We start from the raw sequence: 12921 nt of genomic DNA, 5'->3' as shown, positions 1-12921 counted from the left end.
GGATCGAAGTAGACGCGAATTATGAAGGGAGGGCGGTAAAGTGGCAGTGACAACGTTCGCGCCGAACCCGCCAGACGGTTTGGCTTTGTCGCATTCGCCGACGATCAAAGGCAAGGTTGCAGCACACCAATGGATCGTCGAGGCAGCGGGTGTAGCGATGTCTTGGAATTTCTTCAAAAACCAGGCGAAGAAGAACAGCATCCCGCATACGTGGATCGGCCATGCGATGCACTTCAGCACGCACGATCTGTGGACCTGGCTTACCTCTCAACACCGTCAGCCGACGCCTACGACGAGCACAAGGTGGTATGAGCAATCATGACCGACATCGACCCAGAGCGCGCCGAAATGCTGCGCCGCAAGTACATCGACCTTGAGCCAACGTTGGAGAACGCGGCGATCACCGCCGAGGCTGAGCAGCATGAGCGCGCGATACGGGAAGCGCGGGCGGCAGTTGAGCAGTACAACGAGGCCAACGGGCTGGAGTGGATCAACTGGGAGCTACCAACAGAACTCCGTGACCGCGTCTATCAGGCGCGAGCGCGACTGCGTGAGGCCCAGGCACGCGACTCCCGCCACGGTGAGGGCATCGTGCACTACTACGACGACCGCAACAAGCACGACGAAGCCAACGGCTGGCCGGCCTTCGACCCCGACAACCCCGCCCACCAGACGGTGCCCCTGGGGACCGTAGTGGCCAAGCCAGAAAAGGTGTATGTCTTGCGGGGCGGGACCGCTGGCGGGGTGCTCCCGCGTGAACGTCATGCACCCGAGGTAGGTATGCCCGACTACGGGGCTGATTACGACTTTGACACCTTCATGAAGGACGCCAAGCGCGATTGCACGTTTGCGCCCTGCGACATGCGTTTGCCGGATGGTTGTGAGAACCCTTTCGCTGGCAACAAGCAGCTGGTCCCCGTTGCACTAGGGCAACACATCTACGTCCTGAGCATCTGCGAGTCATGCATGGAGGCGCTGCTTGAGTCGTTCCGCCGAGCTCACCCGGGGTGGCGTAAGCGCCACCGCCCGAGCACCCCGCCTGGCCCGTAGGCGATGCCGAGCACCGGGCCGATAAGAGCGTTGACCGGGGCCTGGCAACCGTAGAAAGTTGTGGACGCGTGCACAACTTGACCCTCTCTATCGAACACATGTGCGATTTGCTAGACCGTTGCAAAGTAGCCGTGGACCAACGTAAACTGGTGGTGCTCAGACCCGCAGCGATGGCGAGGTCTGGAACCCGACCGAGTCGGGTAGCTCTCATCCCGGCAGCCGATGCCCAAGAGCGCACATCGATGGTTCGTCCTTCACAAGCAAGGGCAGGCCTTCGGTTGTGCGCTAATTTTGTCTTTGCCTCCGTTGGCCTTTCAAAGCAAAACGCCAACCTATGGAGGAATCATGTCGAACGACATTTCGGGAATCTTGTTGGAGCTTAGGCCCATTCAGGACAAGATCATCAAGAGCGGGACCGAAAACATACTGGACCGTTGGGAGTTCGGGAAGCTGCTCGTAGCGGAACGCGGTGATAAGAAGCAGCTGCCGAACGGCATGCGGGCCGACATCGCCGACACCTTCGTGTTGGAAGCGTCGGAGATCACCCGGCGGATGCAGCTTGCCGACAAGTTCAAGACTCAAACCGAAGTTGAGGCCGCGTGCACACGTTGCGGCGGATCGTGGCGGCGCATCATCCGTGAGGAACTGATCAAGCGCCGCAAGGACGGGTCACCGGATGTGAACCAGTGGGTTGATCGCGTCAAGGCGCGGCTCGACAAGATGCTGACCGAGGCCGGGGAGTCCGACGACCGTGCAGATGAACTTGTCAATCTCCTGGTCCTTTCGCTGCGGACCTTGGGCTACGACTTCAAGGTCGAATCATGAGCGCGCAGTGGCAGATCGATGCGAGCAAGCTGTGCACTCTGCGCGGCATGATCATCGACCGTGACGCTGCCTGGCGGGCCAACCCCGAGTGGGCCCCCGTCATCGAGGCTGCGATCCGCAACGGCATCGAGAACATCGACGCCGACACATTCGGCCGCATTCATTCGTTCCTATGGTTCGGCGGTTTGTGGGGCACGTATGAGACGTACGGGTTCGGCGAGAAGAAAATGGCTAAGGCCTGGCGCCAGTACCTCAAAAAGCACAAGGTGCAGCCGATGAATGCGTAACCCTAAGCCGCGCAGCCGTGTTCGCCCGAACACATGAAACACGTTCGGGCGAACACGGCGCGGTACGGGTACGCTAAGACGGAACTAACCCGCCCACAGGCGATTACGATGAAGGAGGTTGTGCCGTGAGCACCGGAGACCCCTGACCCTGGAGGAATCCGTGGACCACAACCACAACGCCGATCGACGGCGCGGCATCCGCTGCCGGAATGACTACACCGACGAAATCAAAGATTACGTCGAATCGCAGTACCCAGATTTTGATGTAGCCCCGCGCGCAATCGAGAATGCGCTTCGCCGTGGGCAATTGAAGTTCTACCAAGTGGGCAAAAAGCGCTACACAACGCCTGCGCTGATTGACGAGTGGTTTGAATCGCTCGTGACATTCGCTGGTGCCGAAGTGAGCGGCGAGTCTGCTGCAATCCAACCCTAGACGTTGATTGCCCCCGACACACTTTGGCGGGCGCGCCGGGGGCAGGACCCCAAACCTGCTTCAACAAGAAAGAGTCTCTAGTGAGTATACCCGCGAAAGTTGCCCGCCCGCTAGGCCCATTCGGGCGCGCAGCCGCGAAGTACCGTGAACTAGGTTGGCTAGGCACGCTGCCTTTGCCCCAAAACGAGAAGTCGCCGCCACCAACAGGTTTCACTGGCGGAGGCAAACCATACCCATCCGACGAGCAGGTTGCAGATTGGCTCGCCAACGGGCACAAGAGCGGCAACATTGCCTTGCGCCTGGCCGAAGTTCCGCGTGAGTATCGGCCACCGAACTTGCCGGTTGTATACGCGGGGAACAACGTTGATGGCTGGGAACTAGTTGGCATTGACATCGACAACTACGCCAAGGGCGACGGCCCACCGAAGCGTGGCGCTGATGAGTTGCACGACCTTGAATGTGACCTAGGTGAGTTGCCCGACACGGCCCTGAGCGGCGCACGGCTCGACACCGGTAGCTGCATCGCGGTGTACCTCGTGCCGAAGGGCTATGGCTTCATCGGGAAAGCGGCAAGCGCCATTGAAATCATCCAGGAGCGCCACCGCTACATGGCGACGTACCCGAGCACGAACCCCGATGCGCCGGTGATGAATGGTCAGCCGGCCATTTACGAGTGGTGTTGGGGCGCACCATCGAAGCTTGCCGAGGCTGGCCAAGACGCCATGGAGCGATTCGACGGCGGGTTACCCGCCATAGATCGCGTCACCGTGCTGCCCGAGGCCTGGTTTACGCACCTGACCTGCGGCGGGTTGCTGAGAAGTGATGACCCGGTCAGCGATCTGCCGCCGGATGAATTGGTTGAGTGGATTAAGGCGCGCCCGCTGTTCGACGCCGAACCGTGCCAGATGATGAAAAGTTCTGTAGCGCGGCGCATCGCAGAGATTGAGGCCAGCCCCACGAGCCACGACCGGCTGACCGATACGCATTGGGAGTTGCTGAACCTAGCCGCCGAAGGACACGCCGGGCTGAGTTGGGCGTTAGCGCAGGTTGAGCAGACCTGGTGGGAGCGTGCAAAAGACAAGCGCGCACCGGAGGAAGCCAGCGGCGAGATGGGCCGGAGCGTGCTGGGCGCGTTGAGCAAGATCCAGCCGCGCTATGTGAACGAGGACGGCCAGCCGCTAGGCGTACCGGACGACCGGTGCGCCGTGGACACGAATAAGTGTGATGTAGACGGTTGGGCAGAACGCTTAGAGGACCGTGCAGCCGAAGCTGAGTTGGCCGCCGATGTTGAGCTAGAGGCATTCTGGTCGGCGCGGCCCGAGTTGGAGCGGCTACGGACGTTCGCACGAGCGCGTCTGGTGGGGCCGTGGTCTGTGCTCGGCGCAGTCTTGGCGCGGGCAATAGCAACGATTCCCCCGCATGTGGTGTTGCCGCCGACAGTGGGTTCCGAGGCGAGCTTGAATTTGTTTGTCGCGCTTGTGGCGCCGTCTGGCTTTGGTAAGGGTGCGTCCGAAGCGGTGGCCGAAGACTTCCTGATCACTGAGTTGTATCCGTTTGTTGCGACGCCGGGGAGCGGCGAAGGGCTGCTGAAGCAGTACGCCTACAAGAAGAAAACCGAGCAGATCAACGTGCGGGATACCGCGATCTTTACGGTGCCCGAAATCGACACGTTCGCTGCATTAACCGCCCGCGGCGGTTCGACTTTGATGCCCGAGCTTCGCAAGGCGTGGATGGGTGAGCGGCTTGGGTTCGGATGGTCTGACGTGGAGAAGGCCGTCGTGATGATGTCGCACCGATACCGCATGACGATGATCGTCGGCGTACAGCCGGGGCGCGGAGGCGCGCTCTTGCAGGATGCGGACGGAGGGACGCCGCAACGGTTCATCTGGCTGCCGACGACGGACCCCGATGCACCGGATGATCCGCCAGCGGAGCCAGAGCCGCTGCGCCTACCCGCATGGCCGATGCCTAGCAAGTCGCAGCCCGATGACCCCACGGCTGTTGACGCCGAGAGCCAGCACGAGGATGACGCGGGTGACAGCGAGGGGTCAACACGGCTGAATTTTGCAGTCGTCCAATACAAGCTCCAGGAACCCGCCGACAAGACCGCCTTCCATGTGCTGGGGCTGCCGCCGAGCGTGGTTGACGCGATTCGGCGCGAGCACTTAGCGAAACGGCGCGGCGAGGTCTCGGAAGCAGGCGCGTTGGACTCGCACGCGATGCTCGCACGGTTGAAGATCGCGGCTGGGCTCATGTGGCTGAACGGGCGCACCGACAAAGTCACCGAAGAGGACTGGGACCTAGCCGGAACGATTCTTGCGGTATCGAGGACAACCCGCGCAAGCGTGTTAGAGGCGATGAAGTCGAACGCGACCAAGACCGCCCAGGCGATGGGGCGACGAGATGCCGAGCGCGAGGTTGTCAAAGATGACGTGATGCGCGACAAAAAGATTGCACGCGTTGTGGAGCGTATTCGAGAGAAGTTGCGCGCCAACAATGGCCAGGCCAAGGCAAAGTTGAAACGACAATTTGGGCCTGACAAAGAGATTTTCGACGAGGCACTTGCACGACTTGTAGATGTTGGCGACGTTGAGTTGAAACCCATCGAGTACAACGGTCGGCCCGGCCATACCGTGTGGCTGAGGGCGGGCCGATGAGCGGACACGTTCAGAGGGGTAGAGGGGTACGTGCGTACCCCTCTGCGGCGCGGGGGCGTGAAAACCGAAAATCTAAAACCCCTGGTCACACACAAATGATCATTCGCGTTAAACGCGCGAGGCGGCGAGTTTCGCGGGGCAGAGGGGTAATTCGTACCCCTCTTACCCCTCTGAAGCCCGAGGGCGGGTTACACAGACGTCGCGGTGACCGACCGCGAACCACGAAGAGAAACAGGAGAATTGAGAAAATGAGGACGAAGTGGGATGAGCAAAGCTTGTCCGATGAGTTGGCACAAGAGGCACTTAGCGAGCTTCGTGACCCGATGGGCGAAAATAACGACACTGTGAGAACACTTGCGCTCATTGGTATCTGCGCGGCTCTGGGCGGGATTGACAAGAAGCTGGGCCAAATTGTGACCCAGCTGGAAGAGCTACGGATGACCCAATGAACGTATTCACCGTCATGGAGCCGCCGTATTGGTTGCGACCCCAGAAGCGCACTCGCCGTGGCCATCCCACGCGGCCGCGACGAAACCCAAGACGCCCGCCTTGGCCCGAGGACTGGACGAGACCCGGCGAACGATGAATGGAGAACGATGACCTATGAATGAAACCGATAGCACTCGTAACCTATCGAGGGACGCCCGAGAGGTGAGCACTGATTTCAAGTCGGGCGGGACGCGGTGTACTGCGCGAAGCACTCGCACCGGCGAGCCGTGTAAACGACCGGCGATGCTCGGTGGCAATGTGTGCTACCACCACGGCGGGAACGCTCCGCAAGTAAAAGCCAAGGCGCAACGGCGGTTACAGCAAGCCGCCGACTCGCTGGTTCAGCGGCTACTTGGCTTCGCGCTAGACGGAGGCGTTGACGACAACGTTGCACTGCGGGCGATCCGCGACGCACTCGACCGCGCTGGGATGGCGGCGAAAACCGAGCTAGCCGTTGAGGTCAAGCAGGAGCCGTGGGAGGAACTGCTCGGCGATGTTGCGCAGATCACGAAGGCACAGCACGAAGCCATGAAGCGCGGGGAGTTCGCCCCGGCCCAGGCCCCTCAGCGCGCCCTGCCCGCGTCCGACGACATCGTGGACGCCGAGGTCGTGGAGGACGCACACGAGCGGCCCGCTAGCTCCACCGGAGAGCGTGCCGACCGCTCTACCCCGCCCGAGTGGGCCGAACCCGCACCGGCACGCCCTACGCGTGCGCTAACCACAGCAGAGGCTGCAGCCGCCGACGCGGCCGCAGCGAACCGAGCTGCAGGAGTTAGCCAAATGCGGCGTAAGCGCAGGTGAGAGGGCAGACGCGCGTGTGCTGCTGGCGTAGCCTTAAAGCCGAATCGAGCGATTCGACCGTTACGGCTATAGGAGGGCGGATGACGTTAAGGGTGATCGGCTACATACGAGTCAGCACGAAGGACCAAGGCAAGAACGGCTATGGGCTTGGAGCGCAACATGATTCGCTGCGCCAGTTCTGCGAGGCACGGGGATACGAACTGCTTACGGTGACGAGCGATGTTGTAAGCGGCGGGGATTCGACGCGAATGTACGGCAGGGAGGTCGCCATAGTGGCCATCGAGATGGGCGTGGCCGACGCGCTGCTTGTTCGTGCACTCGACCGGGCGACACGAAGCCAACTCGACCACGCGAGCCTGTTCGAGCGCGCCCAACGCCACGCGTGGCGGCTCATGGACTGCGACGGCGCGGATAGCGGCGACCCGGCCCAGCGGCTTACCGCCGACGTTCGCAACGCCGTCGCCGCCGAGGAACGCCGCAAGATCAGCGAGCGGACGCGGGAGGGTCTGGCTAAGGCGCGTAAGGCGGGCAAGCGATTGGGCCGGCCACCACAGGTAGACCCGGCTTTGGCGAAGCGCATCGTGCGCATGAGCACACGGGACGGGCTGAGCCCCAACAAGATCGCCCAGCGGCTCACCGAGCGCGGTGTGCCGACTCCTGGCGGCGGGGCGAAGTGGTACCCCACGACCGTCAGCGACGTTCTCAAGCGCGCCAACAAGAAAGGGGCAGCCGCGTGACACAGCCCAGCGACTACCGCCCCGGTACCCGCGTGCGGGTGCTGCTACCCAACGAGGACTTCACCGGCCAGGTAGGCACGGTGGAGCGGGACATCACCGGCGACGACGGCACCCCGGTCTACGTCGTGCGCTTCTGCGGCGAGCGGGACCACTACCCGCACCACGTGGCCTACTACCGCGCGGACGAGGTGGAGCAAGCATGAGCCCACGACCACTCGTGAAGCGCACACCGGAGGGGCACCGCTACGTCGTGCCGCCTGCCCCACGGCGCAACGGCGCGCCCCCGCCCCAGCAGCCCACGGACGACCACGCCGACGGGCCGGAACCCACACCCGCACAACAGCCCGACCGGCGAGCGAAGCTGGACGCCAACGACGTGCGCGAGGCACGGGCTATGCACGCGGCGGGCCGGTTTGGAGTTGGCGACCTTGCGTACATCTTCGGCGTAAGCCAGAGCAACATGAGCGCCGTGATTAACCGCCACAGTTGGCGGGACGTGGAGGACGACGCATGAAGGTGTACACGAAAGGTGTTGGCGCGGTTGCGCTTACGCTAGCCGCGCAGCGAGATCGCGATTCCGAAACACCAAGGAGGACAACATAATGGCGCAGAAGAAGCGCGGAGTTTGGGTTGCCCGTTGGCACGGTCCAGACGGTAAGCAGCGTAGCCACAGCCCGTTTCAGACCAAGAAGGCCGCAGAAGCCTACGAGGACAAGGCCAAGGCGGCTATCGCGGCGGGCAATGACTTCGACCCCCGCAAGGGCAAGATGCTATTCCGCGACGCAGCGGCAATTTGGCTGGCTTCGCACAAGGAGAACCTAGTCAACCACCGCTCCGCGCTCGCCCCGGCCGCAACCCGTCGCGGCGACGGTAGAACGTTGGGCATTGACGCTGTGTTCGGCGGTTACCCGCTGAACAAGATCACCCGCGAGTACATACAGGACTGGGTCAACCGGCTCACCATCGCAGGCAAGAAGCCGTCCACCGTCCGGCACGCGTTCTTCACGGTGCGAATGGTGTTGGAGCAGGCGGAAGTAGATGGCCGGCTGGCCAAGAACCCCGCCGAGCATGTGAAGCTCCCTGCGGAACGCGGGACCAGCGGCGGGAAGGTGGGAGTTGTTGCGAAGACGCAGTTCCTCAACCCCGACCAGGTAGCCGCGTTGGAGGCGGCTACACCTTGGCCCTACAACGTGTTGGTGCACCTTGCGGCCTGGAGCGGGTTACGGGCGGCGGAACTCGGCGGGCTGCAGATCGCAGACGTAGAGCTACCGCCGAATCAGCACGCGACGTTGGATGTTTCGCGGACGGTCAAGTTTGCGAAGGGCGAAGAGCAGTACGGCCCAACAAAAACCGCCACCAGCGAGCGGCAGGTACCACTGACGGAGCCGGCAACCGACCGCTTGCGCGAGTACCTGAAGAAGCACCCGCGCCGATTGGAGCCGGATGCACCGCTGTTCCCGGCGTTCACGGTCAAGTCCCCGCCGACGCAGCCAACCGGGCCGAAGGGTGCGCGGAAAGCGGAGACGACGCCGGAAGCGCGGAAGGCCGCCAACCGGGCGCGCACCGCCCGACACGCCGAAGCCCGCGCCGCGCTCTCGGTCGCGGAGGCCGAAGCGCAGTTGAAACCCGACTGGGCGAAGCCGCTACGGCACCAGAGCTTCTACAAGACGGTCTACCGCCCCGCTGTGCTCCGAGCCAATCGGCTAGCGGGCGGGTCGATGCTGCCGCCTGGGTTCCGCTTCCACAGCCTGCGCCACTCGTACGCCTCGTTGTGCGGGAGCATCGGCATCCCCGTCCGCCAGGTAGCCGAGTGGATGGGACATGCGAGCGCGACGACGACCGAGGAGATTTACACCCACGTCTACAAGAAAGCCGACTACGCCGACGAGATGGCCGCGCTGGGCGCGTTGGCGACCGGGCCGACGCCGAGCTACGGCGGCAATGTCATCGCGTTCCCGAGCTAGGCGGGGGCTAACGGACCTTCACAAGGGACGGATAGGGGACCGGCGCCACTCCGCTAGAGCAGAAATTGCTCTCTACCTGGAGCCGATGACGGGAATCGAACCCGCGTATTCAGCTTGGGAAGCTGATGTTCTGCCATTGAACTACATCGGCTTGTCTGGCTGCGCCAGTGATCACGAAGGCTAACACCCGAGCGGCTACGCTCGTCGCGTGCTGCTCTCCGATCGTGACATCAGGTCCGAAATCGCCGCCGGTCGGCTGGGCATCGACCCGTACGAGGAAAGCCTCGTCCAACCGTCGAGCGTCGACGTCCGCCTGGACGCCCTGTTCCGGGTGTTCAACAACACGCGCTACACCCACATCGACCCGTCGACACGCCAGGACGAACTGACGACACTGGTCGAGCCCAAGGAGGGCGAGCCGTTCGTCCTCCATCCCGGTGAGTTCGTCCTCGGCTCGACGCTGGAGCGCTGCTCCCTGCCCAACGACCTCGCGGGACGCCTCGAAGGTAAGAGCTCGCTCGGCCGTCTCGGACTGTTGACCCACTCCACGGCCGGCTTCATCGACCCAGGGTTCACCGGCCACATCACGCTGGAGCTGTCCAACGTCGCGAACCTGCCGATCACCCTGTGGCCGGGCATGAAGATCGGCCAGCTCTGCCTGTTGCGGCTGACCAGTCCCGCCGAGCACCCGTACGGCAGCTCGCAGGCCGGCTCCAAATACCAGGGGCAGCGCGGCCCGACGCCGTCGCGCTCGTATCAGAACTTCATCAAGTCCAGCTGAGCGTGAGGTTTCGGTAACTGCGCCGAAACACGAAACATGTCGGAAACACGGTTGCCGCGCGGCTGAAACGTGGGGCCGAAATGCTCGTCGGAACTTTGCCGAAGGAGCTGACGTGCCCGAGATCGATCCCGCCGCCACCGCATGGCTGCTGGCCGCCACCGCGATGGTCCTGCTGATGACTCCGGGTCTTGCCATCTTCTACGGCGGCATGGTCCGTACCACCGGTGTACTCAACATGATCATGATGTGTTTCATCTCGATCCCGGCGTGCACGGTGGCCTGGCTGTTGATGGGTTACACCGTCGCGTTTTCCGAGGACGCCGGCGGCGGACTCATCGGAGACTTCTCACACTTCGGCATGCTCGGCATCGATCCGACGACCGTCCGCGGGTCGGTGCCCGAACTCCTCTACGCCACATTCCAACTCACCTTCGCGATTGTCACCGCCGCACTCATCAGCGGAGCGATCGCGGACCGTGCACGGTTCTCGGCATGGATGGTCTTCGTTCCACTATGGACCGTCGCGGTGTATTCCGTAGTGGCGCACTGGGTTTGGGGTCCGAACGGCTGGCTGTTGAATCTCGGAGTGCTGGATTACGCCGGTGGCTTGGTGGTCGAAATCGTCTCTGGTGCATCGGCATTGGCGCTGGCACTGGTGCTCGGACCGCGCATCGGGTTCAAGAAGGATGCGATGCGCCCGCACAACCTGCCCTTCGTTCTGCTCGGCGCGGGCCTGCTGTGGTTCGGCTGGTTCGGCTTCAACGCCGGCTCTGCACTGGCCGCCAACGGCATGGCAGCGGCGGTCTTCCTCAATACGTTGGTCGCCGGCTGCCTCGGCATGCTCGGCTGGATCACCGTCGAGCGGTTCCGCGACGGTAAGCCGACGACGTTCGGTGCTGCGTCGGGTGTGGTCGCCGGCCTGGTCGCAATCACGCCGTCGTGCGGGACGGTCAACACCCTCGGCGCCATCGTCGTAGGTCTGGCCGCGGGGGTCATCTGCTCCTACGCGGTCGGGCTGAAGTTCCGTTGGGGCTACGACGACTCACTGGACGTGGTCGGCGTGCACTACGTGGGCGGACTGGTCGGGGTGCTGTTGATCGGCTTCCTCGCGGCCGAGGTGATGACGGCCGGTCCCGCGGGCCTGTTCTACGGCGGTGGTCTCGCCCAACTGGGCAAGCAGGCGCTGGCCGCCCTCGTGGTCAGTCTCTATGCATTCACCGTCTCGTTCGCGCTGGCCAAGGTCATCGATCGCGTTCTCGGCTTCCGCGTCAGTCCAGAGGACGAGACGACCGGCGTCGACTTCACCCAGCATGCCGAGACCGCCTACGCCGAGGGCGTGCACGGTCACCAGCCCGGGCGTCGACCTGCTCCGGGCGGCCCCGGCACCCCAGGGCAGCAGCGACTAGACACTGCCGACGGAATCCCGGACTGAAATCTCCCTCCGAGCTTTTGAACGGGCTGGCGCGGTCGCCCGTTGACACGAGTAGGGTCGAGGTACCGGCGTCGTCGGGGCGCCGGAGCTGCCATAGATCCGGCCACGACTCGATCGCCGTCAGCAAATGCGTTTGGGGCATGTAACGCACCTGCAGATCAGGTCGATTTAGTACTAGTGGTCGGCGCGTGCGGATTGCGGGGCCCATCACTGAACCGGATGGATTAGCAAACTTATTGGAGGAATAAGTGGACATCGTATTGGGTGTATCGACGACACCTACGACGGTCCGCATGGTGCTGGTCGAGGGCGAGAAGGGCGACGGGGTAACCGTCGACCACGATTCGTTCGACGTCGCCGCCAACGAAGGGTCAGCTAACTCTGCGGCCGCCGACCAGGTGGTTGAAGCAGTGCTGGGGACCCAGGAGAGTGCCGCGACGGGCGGCCACCATCTCAAGGCGATCGGTGTCACCTGGAGTGACCACACCCAGGGCGCGGCATTGCGTGACGCCCTCGCGGCGAAGGGTTTGGACGACGTGATGCTGGTGTCCGCCAGCCACGCCGCTGCAGCGTTGGCCCAGGCTGCCGGCCGTGCGGTCGGATACGACACCACCGCGCTGTTGTTCATTGACCGTGACACCGCCACGCTCTCAGTCGTCCAGACCGACGACGGTTCGGTCGTGAAGGTGCTCAGCAGCAGTCTGCACAGCGCAGACGCGATGGGTGTGCTGACGGAGATGGCCGCCGCCGTCGATGCGCAGGACGCTCCGCCGCAGGGCATGTTCGTCGTCGGCTCGGGTGTCGATGTCTCGTCGGTGAGGGAACACCTTCAGCATCTGGTCAGCCTTCCGGTCAGCGCGCCGGACGAACCTGAACTCGCGCTCGCTCGCGGTGCTGCTCTGGCTGCCGCCAGCGCCCCGGCGATGGAGTCGTCCACCGTCGGACTGGCCTACTCGCAAGATCCCGACGGAACCACCGCAGGATCGGTCCTCGCCGGCCTCGCCAACGCCGAGACACAGATGAGGCCCGGCGGCGCCGATGGTGCGTCCCTTGATGACTACGACCCACAGACCGACCTGCAAGTGGCCGAGGGGGAGCGCAAGCCGTTCCTGCTCGTCGGCAGTGCGCTGACGTCCATCTTCGTGGTCGGCGTTGTGGCGCTGGTCATTTCGTTGGCAGTGAGTATTCGCCCGACGGCCGACCAGCGGCCCAGCCCCGGTCAGAACGCCCTCGTCCCCACGACGGTCGCACCCGCCGCACCGGCACCAGCGCCCGCTCCTGAAGCGAAGCCGATCGAGGCGCCTCCTCCGCCGCCGGCGCAGACCATCAAGCCCCCGGTGCCCGTCGCCCAGGAGGTTCCGCAGGCACCGCCGCGGACCGTGTATGTCGAGGCACCACCACCCGCGCCGGCAGCCCCGGCTCCCGCGGCGGTGCCTGCGGAACCTCCTTGGCGATGGGCACCGGG

15 protein-coding genes and 1 tRNA gene are annotated in these 12921 nt (G+C 63.6%); 15 read left to right on the top strand and 1 reads right to left on the bottom strand.

Annotated elements, in window-relative coordinates:
• Positions 1-40 precede the first annotated feature (40 nt).
• The 12 genes from CSQ99_RS30695 (at position 41) to CSQ99_RS14355 (ending at position 9243) form a co-directional block, all read left to right on the top strand.
• Entirely contained in the window at positions 41-322 is a 282-nt protein-coding gene (locus CSQ99_RS30695; protein WP_141562675.1) for a hypothetical protein, read from the top strand.
• Positions 319-1050: a hypothetical protein gene (locus tag CSQ99_RS14405; RefSeq protein ID WP_099039725.1), complete on the top strand. Its 732-nt coding sequence runs from the start codon at positions 319-321 to the stop codon at positions 1048-1050. The genes CSQ99_RS30695 and CSQ99_RS14405 overlap by 4 nt, the downstream gene beginning before the upstream one ends.
• A 222-nt stretch (positions 1051-1272) precedes the next feature.
• Complete coding sequence (locus tag CSQ99_RS14400) at positions 1273-1875, top strand: hypothetical protein (RefSeq protein WP_141562674.1); 603 nt, start codon at positions 1273-1275, stop codon at positions 1873-1875.
• On the top strand, positions 1872-2162 hold the full coding sequence (locus CSQ99_RS14395; RefSeq protein WP_099039723.1) for a hypothetical protein: 291 nt from the start codon (positions 1872-1874) through the stop codon (positions 2160-2162). Before CSQ99_RS14400 ends, CSQ99_RS14395 begins: the two co-directional genes overlap by 4 nt.
• A gap of 160 nt (positions 2163-2322) precedes the next feature.
• Positions 2323-2595, top strand: a complete 273-nt coding sequence (locus CSQ99_RS14390; protein ID WP_099039722.1) for a hypothetical protein — start codon at positions 2323-2325, stop codon at positions 2593-2595.
• 80 nt (positions 2596-2675) lie between these two features.
• Complete coding sequence (locus CSQ99_RS14385) at positions 2676-5252, top strand: bifunctional DNA primase/polymerase (protein WP_483869963.1); 2577 nt, start codon at positions 2676-2678, stop codon at positions 5250-5252.
• 248 nt (positions 5253-5500) lie between these two features.
• Complete coding sequence (locus CSQ99_RS14380; RefSeq protein ID WP_099039720.1) at positions 5501-5701, top strand: hypothetical protein; 201 nt, start codon at positions 5501-5503, stop codon at positions 5699-5701.
• A gap of 283 nt (positions 5702-5984) precedes the next feature.
• On the top strand, positions 5985-6542 hold the full coding sequence (locus CSQ99_RS14375) for a hypothetical protein (protein ID WP_099039719.1): 558 nt from the start codon (positions 5985-5987) through the stop codon (positions 6540-6542).
• An 80-nt stretch (positions 6543-6622) separates the two neighbouring features.
• On the top strand, positions 6623-7279 hold the full coding sequence (locus CSQ99_RS14370) for a recombinase family protein (protein WP_099039718.1): 657 nt from the start codon (positions 6623-6625) through the stop codon (positions 7277-7279).
• On the top strand, positions 7276-7482 hold the full coding sequence (locus CSQ99_RS14365) for a hypothetical protein (protein ID WP_099039717.1): 207 nt from the start codon (positions 7276-7278) through the stop codon (positions 7480-7482). Before CSQ99_RS14370 ends, CSQ99_RS14365 begins: the two co-directional genes overlap by 4 nt.
• On the top strand, positions 7479-7793 hold the full coding sequence (locus CSQ99_RS14360; RefSeq protein ID WP_141562672.1) for a hypothetical protein: 315 nt from the start codon (positions 7479-7481) through the stop codon (positions 7791-7793). Before CSQ99_RS14365 ends, CSQ99_RS14360 begins: the two co-directional genes overlap by 4 nt.
• A gap of 88 nt (positions 7794-7881) precedes the next feature.
• A complete protein-coding gene (locus tag CSQ99_RS14355; protein ID WP_099039715.1) occupies positions 7882-9243 on the top strand; it encodes a tyrosine-type recombinase/integrase in 1362 nt (453 codons plus the stop codon).
• Positions 9244-9320: 77 nt separating this feature from the next.
• Here the strand turns inward: CSQ99_RS14355 and CSQ99_RS14350 are convergent.
• Positions 9321-9394, bottom strand: a tRNA-Gly gene (locus CSQ99_RS14350).
• Positions 9395-9451: 57 nt separating this feature from the next.
• Between CSQ99_RS14350 and dcd the strand changes: the two genes are divergently transcribed.
• The 3 genes from dcd to CSQ99_RS14335 form a co-directional block, all read left to right on the top strand.
• Positions 9452-10024 carry a dCTP deaminase gene (dcd, locus tag CSQ99_RS14345; protein WP_099039714.1) on the top strand — a complete coding sequence of 191 codons (573 nt, stop codon included), beginning with the start codon at positions 9452-9454 and terminating at the stop codon, positions 10022-10024.
• Positions 10025-10136: 112 nt separating this feature from the next.
• The gene (locus tag CSQ99_RS14340; RefSeq protein ID WP_099039713.1) at positions 10137-11456 is read left to right on the top strand and encodes an ammonium transporter; all 1320 of its coding nucleotides are present in this window, start codon (positions 10137-10139) and stop codon (positions 11454-11456) included.
• Positions 11457-11704: 248 nt separating this feature from the next.
• Positions 11705-12921: DUF7159 family protein (locus CSQ99_RS14335; RefSeq protein WP_141562671.1), on the top strand; the 1217-nt coding region annotated here is incomplete at its 3' end.

The organism is Mycobacterium neglectum, assembly GCF_002591975.1.
Classification (GTDB): Bacteria; Actinomycetota; Actinomycetes; order Mycobacteriales; family Mycobacteriaceae; genus Mycobacterium; species Mycobacterium neglectum.
Note: the sequence above shows the minus strand (reverse complement) of the source record. Positions and strands in the feature narration are given on the sequence as shown.